Genomic DNA, 21,712 nt, shown 5'->3' on the forward strand with positions numbered 1-21,712 from the left:
TTATCGCAAAAACTATTATTATTGTTTTTTTTCACTTTGTCAACTCCATTTCATTAATCTTCAATAATATCATTTACAGTCAATACTAACTTGGCCCCTTGTTGAATCAATAAATTACACCCCATTGGATCCCCAATTCTTGATGGAATACAATAGATATCTTTTCCTTGATCTAATGCATATCCTACAGTAATCATTGTTCCTGAACGTTTTTCAGCTTCTGTAACAACTACAGATTCACTTAAGCCAGCAATTAACCGATTCCTACTTGGAAAATCCTTAGCCTGTGGTACATAATCACCTGGTTTTTCACTAATAATAAGATGATTACTTTTTAATTGAGCATATAAATCTTGATTTCTTTTTGGATAACAATAATTAATTCCACTTCCCAATACTGCAACTGTTTTCCCTTTGTTTTTTAATGCACTTCTATGAGCGAGAGTATCAATTCCTAATGCCATACCACTTACAATCGTATATTCATTTTTTACTAAATCACATACAATTTTATCCGTAATATTTGATCCATATTCACTAGGAACACGTTTACCAATAACACCTATGCATTTACCATTTAAAATATTCAAATTTCCATGATAAAACAATACAAATGGTGGACAAGATATTTCTTTTAAAGCATCTGGATAATCACTTGAAATAATCGTTGTATATTTTGAATTTACTTTAGCAACTGCTTCCCTCCTTTCTTCTTGGGAAACTTTCTCTTTTGCTTGCAATGCTTTTAAAATACTTTGAAAATCACCTTGATACTTCAAAGCAAAAAATAGTAAGATTTCTTCCATATTTATCACCTCACTATTTATATAGACATTTAAATTTGTTTTTTCTTCTTTTTTTTATAAAAAAAGAACTAAATATCTAAATTTAAAGATATTTGTTCTTTCATTACTTCTTGTACTGGTTTAAAAGATTTCCTATGAATAGGGCATGGACCATATTTTCTAAGTGCCTCTTTATGTGCCTTGGTTACATAGCCCTTATGTTTTTCAAAACCATATTGTGGATATTTTTTTGCATAATCTATCATCAAATGATCTCTTGTTACCTTAGCTAATATACTTGCTGCTGCAATAGATATAGAAAGGGTATCTCCTTTAATAATAGATAAATGTTCAATATCGTGTAAAGGCATCGCATCTGTTAAAGCAAACATTTTTTCTCTCTTTAAAATTTGACAACATTTTTCCATTCCTTTTTGACTTGCGCTATATACATTTAATTGATCAACATCTTCAACAGAAATAACTTCAATGTGATAGGCTAATGCATTTTCTATAATTATTTGATACATCGCTTCTCTTTTTTTTGCTGTTAATTGTTTTGAATCAAAAATACGTTCATCATAAAATCCTTTAGGAAAAATGACTCCTGCAACAACTAATTCGCCAGCCATTGGTCCTCTTCCAGCTTCATCAAGACCAATAATATAATCATAACCTAAATCATAATATCTATTTTCATATTCTAATAAATTACTCATTTGGAAGCTCCCATGTTATTTTTGTAATAACACCATCAAATAAATCAGTAAAAAACATATCCATGACACGCTCATAATCAGTAATCCCTCTTACTGGTTTTATTTTTTTATTAAATGCGATATCATCATAACATTTTTCAACCCAATCACTTTGTAAATCAACAGCTATTTGATAACGATTTTCCAAAGTTCCAGGGTAATTTTTAACTAAATATTCAACTGCATAAATAAATAAATCTTCCCTTGGTAATATTTGCTGTTTAATAGAGCCAATAAGAGCAATATTTCTAGCAATATCCTCACTTTCGAATTTAGGCCATAAAACACCCGGTGTATCAAATAATTCAAAATCTTTATCTACCTTAATAATTTGTTGAGCTTTCGTTACACCTGGTTTATTCCCCGTAACAGTTGCTTTTCTTTTTGCTAAGCGATTGATGAAAGTAGATTTTCCAACATTAGGAATACCTAAAACCATTGCTCGCATTGCACGAGGTTTCAATCCCTTCTTTGCTTCTCGTGCCATTTTATCTTTCAAAATTTCTTTGCAAACTTGTATGATCTTTTTATATTCATTAAATTGCTTAAGATTAACACTTATAGCATAATAACCTTTACTTTTGTAAAAATCTATCCATTTTTGTGTTAGTTTATCATCTGCTAAATCTTCTTTTGTCATTACAATTAATCTTGGCTTATTATTAACAACACTATTAAATAATGGATTTTTACTTGAATATGGAGCTCTAGCATCCACCAATTCAACAACAATATCTATTAATTTTATTTTATCAGCGATTTCTCTTTTTGCCTTAGCCATATGGCCAGGAAACCATTGTATTTGTGCCATATTAGTTCATTCCTTTCATATGATTAAAAGGAAATAGTATAATTCCTTTTTTTGATAAAACATTTTCAATTTTAAAACATCCTAATTCTCTTGAATCAAGTGAATTTACTCTATTATCACCTAAAACGAAAATTTCATTTTCACCAACTGAAATTTCAAAATCATCAGTAAAATAAGAAATATTATATCGACTCTTTACATCTTTTATATGTGATTTATTAAGATAATTTTCTTTAATATACTTTCCATTAACATACAAACAATCATTTTTGTAAACAATTTTTTCTCCAGGTAACCCTATAACCCTTTTAATAATTACATTGTCTAATTGTTTACAGTCTAATGTGACAATATCAAATCTTTTAATTTGTTTTGAATTCAAATCAAGCCGAGACATAAAGGCAAGATCTCCGTCATGTAATGTTGGATACATTGAAGAACCATCAACTTTGATCGGCATAATTATGCCTTTAAAAACAAAAACAATTGCTAAACAAACAACAATAAATTCTAATATTGCCATCATTGTTTTTTTACTATATTTCATAGACATCACCTATCTTTATCTTATAGACCTGTTCTATTATACAACAATTAATGGTAGAAAAAAAGAAATGGTTACCCATTTCTTATTTTCTAATTTCTTTGATTCTAGCAGCTTTACCAGATAAACCACGTAAGTAATTTAATTTAGCTCTACGTACTTTACCAACTTTAGCAACTTCGATTCTATCGATGATTGGTGAATGAACTGGGAAAGTTCTTTCTACACCAACTTGGTAAGAAATTTTTCTAACTGTGAAAGTTTCAGCAATTCCTTTACCTTGTCTTGCGATACAAACCCCTTCAAATAATTGGATACGGTATTTATTACCTTCTTTAATTTTTACATAAACTTTTAAAGTGTCTCCAGCTTTGAAAACAGGGATATCAGATTTTAATTGTTTTTTAGTAATTTGTTCTACTAATGTTAAATTCATCTTTCTTCTCCTTTTCATTTATAGTCTTGTATGTTCATTCGATTAACCAGCGGAACATATGCAGTCACATTGACCTATGCTATTATAACATCGTTCAAAAAAATATCAACTCTTTTTTTTAATTTTTGTCAACATATTTGCCGATTCTTCATCAAATTCATAATTTTCTAATAAATCTGGTCTCTTTAAATAGGTTTTCTTTAGAGATTGGTATTTTCTCCATTTACGAATATTTTCATGATGACCAGAGACCAATACGTCAGGCACTCTATTCCCATCATATTCTATTGGTCTTGTATATTGTGGGTATTCTAATAATCCATCTGCAAATGAATCATCTTCATGGCTTTCTTGACGAATAGCTCCTTCAAGTAATCTTATTACCGCATCACAAGTAACCATACTTCCTAGTTCACCACCAGTTAGTACATAATCACCAATAGACAATTCTAAATCAACATAATCACGAATCCTTTCATCAAATCCTTCATAATGCCCACAAATAATAATAAGATGCTTTTCTAATGAAAGCTTTTGTGCTACTTGATGCTTTAAAGTAATCCCTTGAGGAGACATTAAAATAACAAGTGAATCATCCGTTGTTAATGTTTTTAAGCAATCAATGATTGGTTGACACATCAACACCATTCCCTGTCCTCCTCCATAAGGATAATCATCTACATGTTTATGCTTATCTTGAGTGAATTCTCTAAAATTATGAATCTTAATATCAACAACTTCTTTATCTATAGCTCTTTTGATAATTGAGGTATTTAAAAAACCTTCAAACATTTCTGGAAATAGTGATAAAATATCAATCTTCATCATACATTCCCTTAATCAAATGAACAAATATTTTTTTATTTTCAATATCTTCATTTTCAATAAATGCATCAACATATGGAATAGCAATCTTTTTATTTGCTGTTTGTACAGTTAAAACATCATGTGCACCATTAAAATAAACAGATTCTACTTTTCCAATTTCTTGATCATTATTAATGATCTGACAACCAATTAAATCATCGTAAAAATATTCATCATCATCTAATTCAACATCTTCTTTTAAACCATAAACATTATAACCAATATATTTTTCTACTAGATTAATATCTTGTAATCCCTCAAAACTGATTAAATAATTTCCTTTATGAACTCTTACAGTTTTAATAATAAAAGGGTCTACAATTTCATTTAAGTAAAGCTTATGTCCCACAACAAATCTTTGATCATTGAAATCACTAAAAGAACGTATTTTAAGTTCTCCTTTAAGTGCATGCGTTCCAACAATTTTTCCAATTTTTAATTTTTCCATACAACCTCCAAAAAAAATAGATGTGTTTTACACATCTATTCATATGATTCGAATTTAATATCTAATTTTTTATCAGAAAGACGTCCTGCAACAGACATTAATTGACGAATAGAATTAGCCATAACACCTTTACGACCGATTAATTTTGCAATGTCATTTTTTGCTGAATAAACATGTAAAACAACAACATTCTCATCTAAAGAAGGCATTTGTCTTACTTCTAAATGTTCTTTATCCTCAACTAATTCAATCGCTATATCTTTTAGTGTTTTTACATAATCCATAATTATTTACCTTGTTTTGAATCAGCAAATTTTTTCATGATACCTTGTTTAGATAATAAGTTTCTAACTGTATCAGATGGTTGAGCACCATTGTTTAACCATTTTAAGATTTCTTCTTCTTTTAAGTTAACTTGAGCTGGATTAGTACATGGATTATATGTACCTAATAATTCAATAAATCTACCATCTCTTGGTGATCTTGAATCAGCTGCTACGATTCTATAGAAAGGTCTTTTTTTAGCACCCATTCTTGTCATTCTTAATTTTACTGCCATTTATATTTCCTCCTTGTTTTCTTATTGCTTGTATAATTTAACATAGATAGAAACAGGTGTCAAGCATTTTTACTTGACACCTTTCATTATTTTTTCTTTTTCTTTTTATGACGTACTTTTTTACGATTTGGACCACCTACAAAGTGACCTCCTCCCATTTTTGGAAGTCCTGTTGCCATATCCATATTTGACATTTGTTTCATCATTTGTTTAGATTGTTCAAATTGTTTTAATAATCTATTAATAGCTGCTAAATCTTTACCACATCCTTTAGCTATACGTTGTTTTCTAGATAATGTAATAATACTTGGATCACGACGTTCTTCTAAAGTCATAGAATAAATAATAGACTCTGTTTCTTTCATTCTCTTATCTGTTGTTTCATCGTTTAAATTAGGCATAGATGGCATACCAGGAATCATTTTCAAAATTCCTGAAAGTGGACCTAACTTCTTTAATTGATGCATTTGATCAAGCATATCATCCAATCCAAAACGTCCAGATTGCATTTTTTTCATAGCTTTCATTGTTTCTTTTTCATCATAGACATCTTGAACTTTTTCAACTAAAGAGACTACATCACCCATTCCTAAGATACGATCTGCCATACGATCTGGGTAGAATAAATCAATAGCATCTAATTTTTCACCTGTACCAATAAATTTAATTGGAACATTCGTAATATGTCTAATAGAAAGTGCTCCCCCACCACGAGAATCACCATCTAATTTAGTAAGCACAGCTCCTGTAATACTTAATTTTTCATTAAATGAAGCAGCTACATTGACAATATCTTGACCTGTCAATGAATCTACAACAAGTAAAATTTCATCAGGTTTTGCAATTTCTTTAACATTTGCTAGTTCTTGCATTAAAGGTTCGTCAATGTGCAAACGTCCTGCCGTATCAATAATAATAACATCATTATTATTTAAAGCTGCATAATTCATAGCACCTTTAACAATATTTTCCGCACTTTCAGATGTTCCTTTTTCATAAACAGGCACATCTAATTGCTTTCCTAATGTTACCAATTGATCAACGGCTGCTGGACGATAAATATCTCCTGCAACCAATAATGGTTTTTTAGCATATTTTGTCTTAATTAATTTAGCAATTTTCCCAGAAGTTGTTGTTTTTCCAGAACCTTGTAACCCTACCATCATAATAACTGTTGGCTTTTTACTAAAATCAACTTCTGAAACCTCATCACCTAATAAATGTACTAATTCATCATGTACAATTTTAACTAAAACTTGTCCAGGTTTTAATGAACCTACGACATCTGCACCAATTGCTTTTTCTTTTGTTGATGCAATGAACTCTTTTACAACTTGATAGTTGACATCAGCTTCAAGTAAAGCAAGTCGAATTTCTGTCAACATCTCTTCCATATTACTTTCAGTCAACTGACCTTGTCCAGATACCTTTTTTAAAGTTGACTGCAATCTTTCAGATAACGAATCAAACGCCATATATACCTCCTATAAATCTCTTAACATTTGTAAATGTTCATCAATATTTTTATGTTCTTCTTTTATATCTTTTTCTAAATCATCTATAATTTCAAGTCTTTTTTGATGTTTTTCTAATAAATTTAATTTTTCTTCATAATTTTCTAAATGTAAACAAGCTTTTTTTAAATTGTCAAAAACTGCATTTTTAGAAACATTTTTAATCAAAGATATCTCTGACAAAGACAAATCCTCATGATAATACAAATCTAAATACTCTCTTTGTTTTTCAGTTAATAAATCTTCATATAAATCCATCAAAAGATTTACTCTTTGCTTTTTTTCTAAACTATTTTCCATTATGCTTCCTCAACTAACCCCTTACATAATCCATAAATATATTGTTCTAAGTCAAATTCTTGTAAATCATCAACTTGTTCACCTAACCCAATAAATTTTACAGGAATATTTAGTTGATCTTTAATAGATAAAACAATTCCACCTTTAGCAGTACCATCCATTTTTGTAAGAACAATCCCTGTAATATCAGTAATCTTAGAAAATTCAATAGCTTGTGAAACACCATTTTGTCCTGTCGTTGCATCTACAACAAGAAGTGTTTCATGTGGTCCTTCAGGAACAACACGCTTAATGATACGATTCATTTTTTCCAATTCGTTCATTAAATTCACTTTATTTTGTAAACGACCTGCTGTATCACAAATTAAAACATCCGCTCCTGTTTCTTTAGCTTTATTTAAAGCATCAAAAACAACGGCCGAAGGATCTCCTCCTTCTTTTCCTTTAACGATATCCACACCAACTCTTTCTGCCCAAACTGCCAATTGATCAATTGCTCCTGCTCTAAATGTATCACCCGCAGCAACAACGACTTTTTTACCTTCATCATGAACAATACGATGAGCAAGTTTCCCAATCGTTGTTGTTTTTCCAGCACCATTGACACCAACCATTAAAATAACAGTTAACCCTTCTGCTGCGTAATTGATTTTAGTTGACATAACACTTTCATTAGCATAAATAACGAACATTTTATCAACAATAATATCATTAATTTCTCTTGGATCAGTTATATTTCTGATTCTTACTTCTGTTTTAATTTCAGATACAATCTTCATGACCATCGAAACACCAACATCAGCCATAATTAAAATATTTTCTAATTCTTCAAAATACTCATCATTGATTTCTCTAAATCGGGCAGCTAATTCATTAATACGATCTGAAAATGTTTCAGAAGATTTATCTAAACCAACAACATATTTTTCATTTTGCTTAGTTGACTTTCCAACTAATTTTTCTTTTATTTGAGTAAAAAATCCCATCTAAATACCTCCCTTACGATTTTCATTAGAAAAATCTATTGCCTCTTCAAGTTTGACACTTACAAGTTTTGTAACACCTTTTTGTTGCATCGTCGCACCATATAACAAATCACATTCTTCCATCGTTCCCTCACGATGTGTTACTACAATAAATTGTGTTTGTTTAGAAAATTCTCTTAAGAATTTTGCAAATCTTTCAACATTAGCCATATCCAATGCTGCTTCAACTTCATCTAAGATACACATTGGCACAGGTCTTACTTTTAAAATAGCAAATAAACATGAAATTGCAATCAACGCTTTTTCTCCACCAGAAAATAATGTAATATTCGACACAGCTTTTCCTGGTGGTTGTACATCTATATCAATTCCCGTTTCTAAAATATTATCTGGATCAGTATATTTGATTTGTGCTCTTCCCCCACCAAATAATTCTCTAAAAACATTATTAAATGCTTTATTGATCTTTTCAAATGTTGTTGAAAATTTCTCAATCATAATTTGATCCATTTCATCAATTGCCTGTACTATTTTATCCTGAGCTTGTGTTAAGTCAAGTCGTTGACTATTCATATTTTCGTAACGCGATGAAACTTCTTTATATTCTTCGATAGCATCAATATTAACATGACCAAGTGTTACTATTTCATTTCTAAGTGTAGCAACCTCTCCTCTAGCAAATTCAATATCTACTTCATCATGATAATTTTCACTTGCATACTCATAAGTCATGGAATATTCATTAGATAATCGACTTAAATAATTATTTAATGATCCTTCATATTTAGTAGATAAAATAGCTTTTTCATTAATTTGTCCTTGAATATCTTTAAGAATCCTTCTTAAATCTTTCAATTTTGATTCTAATTGCTCATTTTCATTAACATAGGACATTCTTAATTCTCTTTTTGATTTTATTTTTTCTGTTAATTCATCTCGATGCTTGATGGCTTCATTTAATTGTAAAACAAGTTGATTATCAATTTTACCACTTTTAAACTCATCCAATTCAACGCTTTGATGCGATAAACTTTCATATTCACCTTTAGCAATTACAAGTTCTTCCTTTTTTCCTTGAACAACAACTTCTAACTTGGCATACGACATTTGTTTTTGTAGAAGTGTATGTGCCAATTCTTTAGCATCGTTTTCAAGTTTAAGTAATTCATTCTTTTCACGTACAAGTTTTTGTTCTAATTCATCTAATTTTTCTTTAACTTTTTCTAGTTCTCTTTTTTGAAGAATGGATGATTGTTGACGATTAACTGTTCCACCTGTAAGTGAACCTCCAACATTGACAATATTTCCATCCAAAGTAACAACTTTATATCGAGCATATGTTGCCTTTGATATTTCATAAGCATGATCAATATCATCAGCTAAAATAACATTTCCCAATTGATTCAAAATAACATTATCTATATTTTTAGAACTTGAAACAAAATCACTTAATACACCTAAATAACCTTCTAAAGCTGGACATAAAATAGCATGTTCTTCTCTTAAAGAACGTGGTTCCATATCCGCTAAAGGTAAAAAAGTAGCACGTCCTGCCTTATTATCTTTTAAAAACTTAATTGCTAATCTAGCTTGTAAATTATCTTTCGTAACAATAAATTGCAAAGCACTTCCTAAAGCAACAGAAACCGCTAAATCATACTTCGAATCATTTTCTAGTAAATCTCCAAAAACACCAATAATATCCGGATTATCACGAGCAAGTTCCATAATAGCCTTGACACCATGATGATAATTGGATTTATTTTCTACTAAATCCACTAATATTTCTTGTCTATTTTTATTTTTAGTAATTTCTTGATTAAGATCATTAATAGATTGATGTTTATGATTGATTTTGGATGTTAAAACCGTTTGTTCTTGGGATAAATCTTCAAGGGATTTTTCTGTTGTTTTTAATCGTTCAACACGGTCATTATATTCTTCAATCAAATCCGTCAAAATAGCTTTTAAGTTATCCAATTTCTTCTTTATATCATCACTGTTTTGAGACTGTAAAGCATGTTTTCTTTTTTGATCAACCTCTATTTTACTTGTTTCTAGTCTTGAAACTTCAGACATCGATTCTAATAATTGACTTTGTAGAGAGTTTATTTCATTATCTAAAACAAACATTTTCTTTTTTATCTCATCATCAGCACTTTCTTTCAATAAAATTTCTGCATCTAATGAACTATGTCGTTCATTAAGGTCTTTTAATTGTAAAGATAGCGTATCTAGTTGATTTTTTAATTCCGAAACTTCATGAACAAGTACATTTACTTCGATTGAAGTAAGTTTTTCCTTCAACGTTAAAAATACTTCTGCTTTTTCTTTTTGTTTTTTTAATGGTGCTATTTGTTTTTCTAATTCATAAACAATATCTTTTATACGATTTAAATTATCCGTTGTTCTCTCTAATTTTCTAATAGCCTCAATTTTTCTTTTTTTATATTTAGAAACTCCTGCTGCTTCTTCAAAAATAGCTCGTCTTTCTTCAGGACGACTATCAGCAAAATTAGAAATATTTCCTTGAGAAATAATAGAAAGCGAATCTCTTCCAAGTCCCGTATCTAAAAGCAGATCTGTAATATCTTTTAAACGACATTGTTGCCGATTTAAAAGATATTCAGCCTCATTTCCTTGTCGATAAAGACGTCTAGTAATTTCAACTTCATTATAGTCATAATTGAGCATACGATCACTATTATCAAATATTAAAGTAACTTCAGCTAAATTTTGTGCCCGGCGATCTTGAGAACCAGCAAAAATAACATCTGCCATATTACTTCCACGTAAAGATTTTACAGATTGTTCACCTAATACCCATCTAACTGCATCCGAAATATTAGATTTTCCACATCCATTAGGCCCTACAATTCCTGTTATTCCCGGCTGAAATTCTATATTAACTTTATCTGCAAATGATTTAAATCCATGTAATTCTATTTTTTTTAAATACATAGATGCTCCTTTCTAGCCTATTTGAAAACTATTTTACCATTTTCAAACGATTCAATAATCGCAAGCGATTCTACTCTATAACCTAAATCAACTAATTTTTGATGTCCTTTTTGAAATCCTTTTTCAATAATAATACCGCATCCAACAATATGTGCCTTTGCTTGATTACACATATCGACTAATCCAAGCATTGCATTTCCATCAGCCAAGAAATCATCTACAAGTATCACATTTTCATTTTCATTTAAATATTTCTTTTTAACGCAAGCAATATATCTTGTTCCTTTAGTATATGAATATACTTCACTTGTATATAAATCATCATTAACTGTTTTAGATGTTCCTTTTTTAGCAAAAACAACAGGAATATCATTTAATTCATAGCTAAGTGCTAATCCCAGTGCAATTCCTGATGCTTCAATTGTTAAAATCTTATCGATTTTTTCCCCCGCAAATCTTCTTTTAATTTCTTTAGCAATTGATCTATAAGTTTTTGGATCAATTTGATGATTAATAAAACTATCTACTTTTAAAATATCTGGTTCAATAATTTCTCCATCACTTAAAATCTTTTCTTTTAATTCTAACATACTAATCCCCTTACCTTTTCAATCTTTCAATTAATTTTTGTTTTTCAATTGGCAGTCTTACAATAAAATTTGTACCCACATCTACTTGAGATAAAATATCTATCTTCCCATGATGTAAATCAACAATAGATTTTACAATTGCCAAGCCGAGTCCATTTCCTTCAACGTTTCTTGCTTTATCTTCTCTATAAAATCTTTCAAAAATATGAGAAACGACTTCTTTAGACATTCCAATACCCGTGTCTTCTATAGACACTTCTATATCTTTAGAATTTTTTTTCATCGTAATTGTAATGAGTCCACCTTCATTTGTATACTTTATAGCATTTGAAATAATATTGGTCCAAACTTGTTCTAAACGTTGTTCGTCTCCTTCTATAAATATTTCTTTTTTAGGCATCTCAAAGACAATTTCTATATTTTTTTCCATTGCTTGATTTTCTTGAGTAGAAATAACTCGATTCATTTGTTCAACTAATGAATAATTTGTTAACTCTAATTCAATCTCTTCTCTATCAAGCAAGGTCAATTGTAACATATTTTTTGCTAGAGAAGATAATCTTTTACTATTATATAAAATAATATTCGCATATTTTACTCTTTGTTCTTTTGGCAAGTCTTCTTCTTTTAAAATATTGGCAAATCCTTGAATAGATGTCAATGGTGTTTGAAATTCATGAGAAATATCTGAAATAAACTTTTGCCTTGTTTCATCTTGTTTTGCAAGTTGCCTCGCCATTTGATTAAATCCTTGATTTAATTTAGAAATTTCATCTTGTCCAACATTATCAACACGAACATTATAATTCCCATTGCTCAGTTCTTTGATTGCATTTGTTAAACGTGTTAAAGGTTTAACAATAATATCGGCAATTACTAAAAAGACAATACTTCCTGTTAAAAAAACACACCCCAAAATCAAAATTGCTGAATTAGCAATTGCACTTTTTTGACCACTGGTATCTTTTTGAACATAGATATAATACTCTTGCCCATTGATCATATTCTTTGTACCATACGCTAACACCTCATTATGATGCTTAAAGGAAAGCTCATTGTTTGTACTTTTAAACATTGCCGTCATCTGTTCAGGTGTTGGATTATATTTTTTGTTTCCATAAGCAACATAGCCTTCACTGTTTGAATAACATGTTATGGCCATTTCACTACTTTTTGCATATAAGTCAATAATATCATCCCTATTTTCAATATTAATATTTGAAATCACTTTAGAAACATAATCATTTGTTGTAATCAAATCTTCTTCTACTGTGGATTCAATTTGTTGGTCATTTAATCTTAAAGATACAAAACCTGCTACTGAAAAGGAAGCTACGATTGTAATAAAAAAGCCAAAAATCAATTTTGAATAAATAGATTTCATCTACTCTACCTCAACTTTGTATCCTAATCCTCTGACTGTTACAACATTAAAACCTGGTAAATGCCCGATATTTTCTCTAATTCTTTTAATATGGACATCTACTGTACGATCAAACCCATCGTAATCCATACCCCAAATCTTTTCAATCAACTGTTCCCTTGAAAAAATTTGGTTAGGATGTTTAGCAAGTTCAAATAATAATTCAAATTGTTTTAGTGGCAAATGAATACATTCATCTTTATATCTGATTTCATATTTATCCCCATCCAATTCAACTTCATTTAAACGTACAATATGCGATGTATTAATATCATATCTTTTCATAATTGCTTTAACTCTAGCCATTAACTCATTAGGATCAAAAGGTTTAACAACATAGTCATCAACCCCTGAAGAAAAGCCACGTAACTTATCCTTGCTTTCCCCCTTGGCAGTAAGCATAATACAAGGAACATCTTTAAATTCTTTCATACTTTCAACAAGTTCAAAGCCATCCATTTTAGGCATCATGACATCGATAATTCCTAAATCAATATATTCATTTTCAAAAATGGTCAATGCTTCTTCACCATTGGCCGCTTCAATCACTTCATAGCCTTCTTTATTTAAATAAAATTTAAGCAATTCTCTAATATCTTGTTCATCATCAACAACTAAAACCCTTGGTTTCATCTTATACACCTCAATTCAATTCAAAATTATATCATAAAACAATAAAATAATACAATCTACTAGGATTTACTTTCTAAGAAGTTTGTCGATAAAGATACACAAAAAAATTATTTATTGTATAATATATCAAGATTAAAGGAGATGTAAAAATGATATTAGAAAAAATAGACCAAGATTTATTAGCTTTAGCTAAACAATCAGATAATGATTTAAAAGACATTTATGCCCAAGTAGATGAACTTTGCCTTGTTAATTCAAATAAAGTTTTATCTGCTTTTATAGAAAATCAAGTTTCTTATAGTGATTTTACCGATATTAATGGTTATGGTAACTATGATGAAGGAAGAGATAAACTAGAAAGAATTTTCGCCTCTATTTTAGGATGTGAAGATGCTTTAGTAAGACCTCAAATCATGTCAGGAACAAATGCATTATATTTAACTCTTTCTGCTTTATTAAAACATGGTGATACCATGATTTCTATAAGTGGTGCACCTTATGATTCTTTACAAGAAATGATTGGTATAAGTGGTGATTCAAATCAATCATTAAAAGCCTATGGTGTAAATTACGAACAAATCGATTTAATTGATAATGAATTTGATGAAGAAAGTATTGTTGAAAGACTCCAACAAAAAAATGTAAAACTTGTTGAAATTCAACGTTCTCGTGGATATAGTCAACGTTTATCACTTACAATCGATAAAATAGAATCAATTATTCATAAAATTAGAGAAGTTAATCAAGAAGTCATCATTATGGTTGATAACTGTTATGGTGAACTTGTAGAAACAAAAGAACCTGGAGATATTGGCGCTGACATTGTTGTAGGATCATTAATGAAAAACTTAGGCGGTGGAATTGCTCCAACAGGTGGTTATGTTGCCGGTAAAAAAGATTTAATTTACGAAGTCGCACAAAGACTTACTGCCCCTGGTATTGGTAAAGACTTAGGCGCGAACTTTAATCTTAACAATGCTTTCTTTAAAGGTGTGTTCATGGCTCCTAATGCTGTAAAAAATGCTTTAAAAACAGCTATTTTTACTTCATACATGTTAGAAAAATTAGGATATGAACATGTATCACCATGTTATAACGAAAAAAGAACAGACCTTATCCAAACATTAGATTTACATAGTAAGGAAAAATTAGTGAATTTCACTCAAGGAATTCAATCATCAAGTCCAATTGATTCCTTTGTACGTGTTCTTCCTGCCCCAATGCCTGGTTATCCTTTTGATGAAGTTATGGCTAGTGGAAGTTTTACCCAAGGAAGTACTATTGAATTAAGCGCGGATGCCCCTGTAAAAGAACCTTATACTTTATATATGCAAGGTGGTTTATCAATCGAATATGGTAAGCTTTCTATTTTACTTGCCTTAACGCAAATGAAAAACAAATAAAAAAAAGACTCAACTGTTGAATCAACAATTGAGTCTTTTTTACATACTTCCTATTTGTCCACCATCAATTCGAATAATCGAGTTATTGATAAAATTAGCTTCATCACTAATCAAAAACTTCACTAAATAAGCCACTTCTTCAGGTTTGCCATAGCGTTTAACCATAATTTTTTCTTGTTCTTCTTTTAAAAATTCTTCATCATAGCCATCAAGTTCATTTTCTGTACCAATAAATCCTGGAGCAATACAATTTACATGAATATAGGGTCCAAACTCAAACGCCAAATTGTGTGTTAAAGAAATAAGCGCCGCTTTAGAAGCATCATAATCAATACACATAGGATAATATGTATTCATGCCATTTGTCGAGGAAATATTGATAATACGTCCATAGTCTTGTTTAAGCATATGTGCTGAAACACTTTTACTACAATTATAAGCCCCCACAACATTAACATCTAAAGTCTTTCTAAATTCATCCGCCGTTTTTAAATGAAACAAATTAGATAAATCAATTCCTGCATTATTGATTAAAATATCAACACCACCTAATCGTTTATCAATTTCTTGAATCATTTTTTCAACTTGATCTTCTTTAGAAACATCTGCTTTTAAAGCCAAACAACGTACATGATATTGTTGAATAATATGTTCTTTTAAACATTCTGCTTCTTGATTTGACGTTAAATAATTAATAACAATATCATATTGATTCTTCGCTAACTCTAAAGCAATGGCTCTACCAATACCTTTGGCCCCACCTGTAATTAATACAACTTTACCCATGATAAAAAAGAGCTTTATTAAGCTCTTCCTGCGTATTTTCCATCAGCTGAAAAAACAACGATTTTTTCACCTTGTTCAATAAATTGAGGAACTCTAAGAGTTAAACCTGTTTCAGTTTTAGCGTCTTTTGTTTGGTTAGATGGTGCCCCTTTGATAGCTGGATCTGTTTCTACAATAGTTAATTCTACTTTTTCAGAAACAGAAACGTTTAATAATAATCCTTCAAAGAATACTAAATAAACTTCAGTTCCTTCGACAATAAAGTATTTATTATAACCAACTTGTTCTTCAGATAATTCATATGTATCATATGTTTCCATATCCATGAAGTAGAAGGTATTGTCTGCTTCATAAGAAAATTGAGCTGCTTTTTTAGAAATATTAGCTTGATCAAATTTAGTTGAAGCATTGAAGTTCTTTTCTTGAATAGCTCCTGTTTTCAAGTTTCTCATTTTAGTTTTTAAAATAGCTGCTCCTTTACCAGGTTTAACATGTTGGAAATCCAACACTTGGCAAGGATCACCATCAATAATTAAAGTTAATCCTGTTCTAAAGTCTCCTGCACTAATTGCCATATACTATCTCTCCTATTAATAATTTTTTACACGTCCTATTGTAGCAGTTTCAATCAATATTCTCAAGTACTCCTGAAAAACTCCTCGTGCTTTGAAAACATTTGATTTTAAATTATTTTTTAAAATAAAGATACTTTTTCTTTATTTTGGTGTTCTTTGATATATCTACTCCATTTAATATATCCATAAGTTGTATTTGTAAAATAACCTAGTTTTAAAGCAAGTAAAACATATTGTCCTGACATTATGTTAATAACTGCTTCTAAAAATGCACATATATACCAAGCAATCCATTGTTCTCTTAATCTAAAGAAAATAAAGAGACCGTTGGCGATTCCAACTGCTGATGCACAAGCGTCAATATAAATAATAGCTGTTTCTAATGTTTTATTGTTATAAAAATCAGTAGCGATATCTAAACCACTAATAAAATAACCTACAACAACTGTCCAAACAATAATACCAATAATAACTAAAACTTCTTGATATCCTTTTAATTTTCTTACCATTGTAAGTTCATCTTCTTCATCATCGCGATGTTTAGACCAGTTAATATAACTAATAATATCAATAGGTAACCAGAAAAATAAAGTTGTTGCCATTGTTGCAAAACGATACATTAAAACAACAGAAGAAACAATTTCTACAATTTCTACCAAGACAGAAACCAAGAAATTATACCTTGATTGTTTAGATATCAGTAGTTCACATAAAATATTTAAGAATGTATCTAATAAATAAAGAATCATAATGATAATACCGTTTACACCATTGGCACTATCTTCTGGGAATAACACAGATAAAATCGTAGCTAACACCATAATTGAGATAAACCATGATTTTTCATATGTTGTAAATTGTTTAGAGAATAACATCATAAGCGCAACAGATAACATTAAAATAAATGTTGCACTCGCTAAATTGAAAACAGATAATGTTTCTTCTGCCATCATTTCTTTATAAGTATGACTTGCTTCTTGGTGACTTACATCTTTATGATCAAAATAAAGATTTTGTCCATTTTCTGTTTTGAATTCATATGCTTTGATTGAATTTTTATTTAATTTAACATAATCTTCATAATCATAAGATACCACAAGTTTTTGATCACCTTTTCGATAAATGACATCACAAACTTTGTTATCCGAATCATAATCTTCTTCATCTTTATCTCTATCCATCGTGACAGATTGAACATATTGCAGATCTCCTACGTCTTTATGAATTTGCATCAAACCATAAAAAACTGAACCAATTGAAGTAAAAACAAGTAAACATAAAACAATTATTTCAAATGTTCTTAGTTTTTTATTAGATTCGATATTTTTTTTGAAAAATTGAATCATTATTTAAACCTCTCCCTTATCTTAAAATGCTTTATCATTATAATAAATATTTATAAAAAATACACTCTTTTTTTTCTATTTATTATAATTATTTCATAAAATTGCAAAAAATAGGAATAACTCGTATTCCTATTTTAAATTATTTAGCTTTAAATTGACTAATAACCACACTTTGATGTTCATTCGAAATAAAATGAATTTCAACTTCATTGCCAGCTTGTACAAGCGGTAACGAATTAGAAAGGGACAGATCCGCAATATAAATATGATCATCACCCTCTAGTTTAAAATAATAGACACTGTTACCTTCTTTAACAGCACTATTAATTGAAGAAATTTTGCCAGTTAAAGTATTTTCTTCAAATTCTTCATGACTTTTACCATTTTGAGATAAAACCTCATAATAAGCTTTTTCAGCCTCAGATACACTACTTCCTGTTGCTACAATTTGATAATTTTTAACACTGACAAAAGCATACATCTTAACAAGATTACTACTATCTTTTAAAGAAAGGAAATAAGTAGGCTCTCCTCCTGCATTGACTAAAATTGGAAATGTTGCTTTATATTTTAAGTTTTGTACCTTTCCTTCTGCCGAAGACATTGCCGAATATTCTTCTGCTCCAGAAATATGATAATATTTGCCTTCTTTTGTACGTAAATTAATTAATGCAAATCCAACATTACTTGCATCTTTAGAAACACTTGTAAGACCTGTGTACAAATAAACATCATCATCAATAACAATATAATTATATCCATCTGTTGATTGTAACACACCTTTTTGTGAGAAAACAGAATTAATATAACCATGTGTATATTTTCCATAATTTTCTAACTGTTGAATAACTAAATCTGCTGGATAAACACGATCTACCCAATTAGGAACATCTTTAATATCATAATATTTATGCTTACCATCAACAGCATTTACTAAAACTGCTCCTACAATATCTTTTCCACCAAAGGGACCTATTTTATATTCAAATACAGGAGCAATCCAATAAGGAATACCTTCATCGTTAATTTCAAAAGCTAATTCTTCAAACATTTTCGTAGGATAATTCATCCTTAAATGACGATTAATATTTCTACCAAAATGTTCAGATTTTGAATATTTCATGCCTTCTTTCAATTCAACAACTTCAGATTCTTGACTTACCATATTCACTTTAACATAAGCTGGTAAGCCTTCTTTTCGATTTGTTATCCATTTAATTAAATCACTATATTCTAATGGTGTAACTCGATAAGGAGTATCTTGATAATTAATTTGTTCATAAGATTCATCTACTTCAAACTGTGAAACATAATCTATCATTTGTCCCATTTTTCGATCACCTAGTTTAATAGCACTTTCACGATCTACAACAGGAATTGATTGATAAGAAATCGTCTCATTATCTTTATAAAAATCAGCTTTTTTATTTAATTGTAATTGATTTTGATATGTTTTTGCATGAAAAATAGGTAAACTATATACCGAACCAACACCTATATAAACAAATAAGGCAACGACTACAAACATTAAATATTTAGATATTTTATCAAATGTACCTAATAATATCGCATGTAAAATAACAAAGATAACAATTAAAAAAATCAAATGGAAAATAAATGTTTGAGATTGATAATGAATTGGTAGTAATAAAACATACTCTCCTATAATACCTAAAAGACAAACGACAATCAATGGAATTAAATAGCTCCATTTTTTAGTTGTTTGTATTTTAGATGAAGAAAAATGTCTTTTTATTTCGTCAATGATACTTTGTATAAAATTATTCATTTATTCTCTCCTTGATATCATTTAATAATAAAGATAATTCATCTAAAGATAAAAGTGTTGCCCCCGAAGCAAACGCATGTCCGCCACCTCGATATTTATTCGCAATTTCATTAACAGGAATATGTCTCGATCTCATTGAAACACGCCAATTATGATCTTTTGTATTTTCTGTTATAGCTAACCATACTTTATATTCATCAACTGAACTTAATAAATTAACAAAATCAGAGCCTCTTTCTCTTGAAATATTTAAATGTTTTAAATCTTCATCTTTTAAAACATAGTAAGCAACACCCTCATCTTCAATATAATGATTTAGGATAAAAGCATTCACTTTTAAATCTTTCGCATGTTTCATATACATTCTTTCATAAAGTGCTTGCATATCAAAATCATAATTATATAAATACATTGCCGCTTCAAAAGTACGTTCATCAGTAGCTGAATACATAAATCTATTTGTATCCCCTATAATTCCCATATAAAGAGCTGCAGCTCCAAAGCTTGAAAGTTTTACACGTTTATTTTTTAAAAACAAAGCCACTATTTGACTACATGAAGAAGCTGTACTATCTTCTAAATTTAAATTTCCATAAGAATCAACAACAATATGGTGATCAATTTTTATAATTTCTTTACATAAACTAATATCACCATCAATTCTTTCTTGATTAGCTGTATCTAAAACAATTCCTAAAGTTGGTTTTTCAAAATTCGGTTCATTGATTTCTCCATTAAATTGATATTTAGCCACTAAATCAGAAGAAAAATCACCTGCAAAATAGACTTCTTTATTTTCAAAAGTATTTTGAATTAAATCATACATTCCGAATTGACTCCCAAAAGCATCATAATCCGGATTAACATGACGATATAAACAAATACATTCATATTCTTCTATTTTATTTAAAATCTTTTCTATCATAATTTTCACCCTATTTTATAATAACATACCTTAGACAAAGAAAAAACCTGTTTGCACAGGTTTATAAATCTAACAAACGAACTGTATCTCTTGCAATCATGACTTCTTCATTTGTTGGAATGACCATCACTTTAATTTGAGAATACTGGTGTGAAATCACACGATTTTCATCACTTCTAATGCTGTTGAGCTCTTCATCTAAGAAAACACCAAATGCTCTTGAAACATTGTCAATAATTAAACGTCTTAAATAAGCAGCGTTTTCACCAACTCCCGCTGTAAAGCAAATAGCGTCACAACCACCTAATTCAGCGTAATATTGTCCAATATATTTTGAAACAATACGTGCATATAATAAACCAGTTAATAAAGCACGTTCATTTCCTTCGTTAAATAAGGCATTTTCAATATCTCTAGAATCAGAAGAAATGCCTGAAATTCCTAACATTCCAGATTTTTTATTATAGATTTCTAAAACTTCATCTGCTGTTTTATTTAATTTTTTACATAAATAAGGCATAACTGAAGGATCAACATCTCCAGAACGTGTTCCCATCATTACACCTGCAAGTGGTGTAAATCCCATAGATGTATCAATACATTTACCATCTTGAACAGCTGAAATACTTGCTCCATTTCCTAAATGACAAACGATAATTCTTGATTCTTTAGGATTTCCTAACATTTCAATAGCTTGTTGAGAAACATATTTATGACTTGTCCCATGTGCTCCATATTTTCTTACTTTTAAATCTGTATAATATTCAAGTGGTAAAGGATATAAATATCTTTCTTTATCTAATGTTTGATGGAATGCCGTATCAAAAACAAAAACATGTCCTACATGATCAGGTAAAGCTTCTTTAAATGCTTTATAACCAATGATATTTGCTGGATTATGTAAAGGAGCTAACTCTGATAAATCTGCAACTTTTTTTACTGCTTCTTCGTCAACGACTACAGAATCATCAAAATCTTCTCCTCCATGTACAACACGATGTCCCACTGCATCTATTTCTTCTAAACTTTCAACAATATGATGATCAACAAGAGCATTTAATAATAAGTCAACTGCCACTTGATGATCAGGAATTGGTGTTTGTGTTTGTATTTTTTCTCCATTTACTTTAATTACAAAATTCCCAACTTCTTGTCCAATTCTTTCAACTAATCCCGAAGTGATAACTTCTTCACTAGGCATATTGATCAATTGGAATTTTAAAGAGGAACTTCCTGCGTTTACCGCCATTACTTTTACCATAATTTACCTCCT

Annotated in this window: 23 protein-coding genes; 1 reads left to right on the forward strand and 22 read right to left on the reverse strand. The window is 29.7% G+C overall.

Annotated elements, in window-relative coordinates:
- Window positions 1–53 precede the first annotated feature (53 nt).
- From dprA to Fi14EGH31_RS08210, 16 genes are all read right to left on the reverse strand, one after another.
- A complete protein-coding gene (gene dprA / locus Fi14EGH31_RS08135) occupies window positions 54–806 on the reverse strand; it encodes a DNA-processing protein DprA (protein ID WP_107029456.1) in 753 nt (250 codons plus the stop codon).
- A 68-nt stretch (window positions 807–874) separates the two neighbouring features.
- Window positions 875–1,504: a ribonuclease HII gene (locus tag Fi14EGH31_RS08140; RefSeq protein ID WP_107029457.1), complete on the reverse strand. Its 630-nt coding sequence runs from the start codon at window positions 1,502–1,504 to the stop codon at window positions 875–877.
- Window positions 1,497–2,354 carry a ribosome biogenesis GTPase YlqF gene (ylqF, locus tag Fi14EGH31_RS08145; protein ID WP_032090100.1) on the reverse strand — a complete coding sequence of 286 codons (858 nt, stop codon included), beginning with the start codon at window positions 2,352–2,354 and terminating at the stop codon, window positions 1,497–1,499. The genes Fi14EGH31_RS08140 and ylqF overlap by 8 nt, the downstream gene beginning before the upstream one ends.
- 1 nt (window position 2,355) lies before the next feature.
- A complete protein-coding gene (lepB, locus tag Fi14EGH31_RS08150) occupies window positions 2,356–2,901 on the reverse strand; it encodes a signal peptidase I (protein WP_022001516.1) in 546 nt (181 codons plus the stop codon).
- An 82-nt stretch (window positions 2,902–2,983) separates the two neighbouring features.
- A complete protein-coding gene (rplS, locus tag Fi14EGH31_RS08155) occupies window positions 2,984–3,334 on the reverse strand; it encodes a 50S ribosomal protein L19 (protein ID WP_022001515.1) in 351 nt (116 codons plus the stop codon).
- Between the two features lie 105 nt (window positions 3,335–3,439).
- Window positions 3,440–4,159 (reverse strand): tRNA (guanosine(37)-N1)-methyltransferase TrmD, encoded by a 720-nt coding sequence (trmD, locus tag Fi14EGH31_RS08160; protein ID WP_022001514.1) that lies wholly within the window; start codon window positions 4,157–4,159, stop codon window positions 3,440–3,442.
- Window positions 4,149–4,649, reverse strand: a complete 501-nt coding sequence (rimM, locus tag Fi14EGH31_RS08165) for a ribosome maturation factor RimM (RefSeq protein ID WP_022001513.1) — start codon at window positions 4,647–4,649, stop codon at window positions 4,149–4,151. Before rimM ends, trmD begins: the two co-directional genes overlap by 11 nt.
- Before the next feature lie 35 nt (window positions 4,650–4,684).
- Window positions 4,685–4,933: a KH domain-containing protein gene (locus Fi14EGH31_RS08170; RefSeq protein WP_022001512.1), complete on the reverse strand. Its 249-nt coding sequence runs from the start codon at window positions 4,931–4,933 to the stop codon at window positions 4,685–4,687.
- A 2-nt stretch (window positions 4,934–4,935) separates the two neighbouring features.
- Window positions 4,936–5,208: a 30S ribosomal protein S16 gene (gene rpsP, locus Fi14EGH31_RS08175; RefSeq protein WP_022001511.1), complete on the reverse strand. Its 273-nt coding sequence runs from the start codon at window positions 5,206–5,208 to the stop codon at window positions 4,936–4,938.
- A gap of 86 nt (window positions 5,209–5,294) precedes the next feature.
- Window positions 5,295–6,683 (reverse strand): signal recognition particle protein, encoded by a 1,389-nt coding sequence (gene ffh, locus Fi14EGH31_RS08180; protein ID WP_022001510.1) that lies wholly within the window; start codon window positions 6,681–6,683, stop codon window positions 5,295–5,297.
- Window positions 6,684–6,692: 9 nt separating this feature from the next.
- Window positions 6,693–7,022, reverse strand: a complete 330-nt coding sequence (ylxM, locus tag Fi14EGH31_RS08185) for a YlxM family DNA-binding protein (RefSeq protein WP_022001509.1) — start codon at window positions 7,020–7,022, stop codon at window positions 6,693–6,695.
- Window positions 7,022–8,008, reverse strand: coding sequence for a signal recognition particle-docking protein FtsY (gene ftsY, locus Fi14EGH31_RS08190; RefSeq protein ID WP_032090103.1), 987 nt, complete (start codon window positions 8,006–8,008; stop codon window positions 7,022–7,024). The genes ylxM and ftsY overlap by 1 nt, the downstream gene beginning before the upstream one ends.
- The gene (locus Fi14EGH31_RS08195; protein WP_200764695.1) at window positions 8,009–10,969 is read right to left on the reverse strand and encodes a chromosome segregation protein SMC; all 2,961 of its coding nucleotides are present in this window, start codon (window positions 10,967–10,969) and stop codon (window positions 8,009–8,011) included.
- Window positions 10,970–10,986: 17 nt separating this feature from the next.
- On the reverse strand, window positions 10,987–11,559 hold the full coding sequence (locus Fi14EGH31_RS08200; protein ID WP_032090105.1) for a xanthine phosphoribosyltransferase: 573 nt from the start codon (window positions 11,557–11,559) through the stop codon (window positions 10,987–10,989).
- Window positions 11,560–11,569: 10 nt separating this feature from the next.
- Window positions 11,570–12,943, reverse strand: a complete 1,374-nt coding sequence (locus Fi14EGH31_RS08205; RefSeq protein WP_117813387.1) for a HAMP domain-containing sensor histidine kinase — start codon at window positions 12,941–12,943, stop codon at window positions 11,570–11,572.
- Window positions 12,944–13,615 (reverse strand): response regulator transcription factor, encoded by a 672-nt coding sequence (locus Fi14EGH31_RS08210; RefSeq protein WP_022001504.1) that lies wholly within the window; start codon window positions 13,613–13,615, stop codon window positions 12,944–12,946.
- Between the two features lie 149 nt (window positions 13,616–13,764).
- Here Fi14EGH31_RS08210 and Fi14EGH31_RS08215 point away from each other — a divergent pair, with 149 nt between their 5' ends.
- Entirely contained in the window at window positions 13,765–15,018 is a 1,254-nt protein-coding gene (locus Fi14EGH31_RS08215; RefSeq protein WP_200764696.1) for a methionine gamma-lyase family protein, read from the forward strand.
- 39 nt (window positions 15,019–15,057) lie between these two features.
- Here Fi14EGH31_RS08215 and Fi14EGH31_RS08220 read toward each other — a convergent pair whose 3' ends face one another.
- The 6 genes from Fi14EGH31_RS08220 to Fi14EGH31_RS08245 all read right to left on the reverse strand — a co-directional run bounded on the left by Fi14EGH31_RS08220 (window position 15,058) and on the right by Fi14EGH31_RS08245 (window position 21,700).
- Window positions 15,058–15,804 (reverse strand): SDR family NAD(P)-dependent oxidoreductase, encoded by a 747-nt coding sequence (locus Fi14EGH31_RS08220; protein ID WP_022001502.1) that lies wholly within the window; start codon window positions 15,802–15,804, stop codon window positions 15,058–15,060.
- Window positions 15,805–15,821: 17 nt separating this feature from the next.
- On the reverse strand, window positions 15,822–16,379 hold the full coding sequence (efp, locus tag Fi14EGH31_RS08225; RefSeq protein WP_022001501.1) for an elongation factor P: 558 nt from the start codon (window positions 16,377–16,379) through the stop codon (window positions 15,822–15,824).
- Window positions 16,380–16,498: 119 nt separating this feature from the next.
- The gene (gene pnuC, locus Fi14EGH31_RS08230) at window positions 16,499–17,725 is read right to left on the reverse strand and encodes a nicotinamide riboside transporter PnuC (protein WP_022001500.1); all 1,227 of its coding nucleotides are present in this window, start codon (window positions 17,723–17,725) and stop codon (window positions 16,499–16,501) included.
- A 139-nt stretch (window positions 17,726–17,864) separates the two neighbouring features.
- Window positions 17,865–19,514: a CPBP family intramembrane glutamic endopeptidase gene (locus Fi14EGH31_RS08235; RefSeq protein WP_022001499.1), complete on the reverse strand. Its 1,650-nt coding sequence runs from the start codon at window positions 19,512–19,514 to the stop codon at window positions 17,865–17,867.
- On the reverse strand, window positions 19,507–20,439 hold the full coding sequence (locus Fi14EGH31_RS08240; RefSeq protein WP_022001498.1) for a DHH family phosphoesterase: 933 nt from the start codon (window positions 20,437–20,439) through the stop codon (window positions 19,507–19,509). The genes Fi14EGH31_RS08235 and Fi14EGH31_RS08240 overlap by 8 nt, the downstream gene beginning before the upstream one ends.
- 61 nt (window positions 20,440–20,500) lie before the next feature.
- Window positions 20,501–21,700, reverse strand: a complete 1,200-nt coding sequence (locus Fi14EGH31_RS08245; protein ID WP_107029463.1) for an acetate/propionate family kinase — start codon at window positions 21,698–21,700, stop codon at window positions 20,501–20,503.
- Window positions 21,701–21,712 lie beyond the last annotated feature (12 nt).

Source organism: Faecalibacillus intestinalis (genome assembly GCF_015097455.1).
GTDB classification, from domain to species: domain Bacteria; phylum Bacillota_I; class Bacilli_A; order Erysipelotrichales; family Coprobacillaceae; genus Faecalibacillus; species Faecalibacillus intestinalis.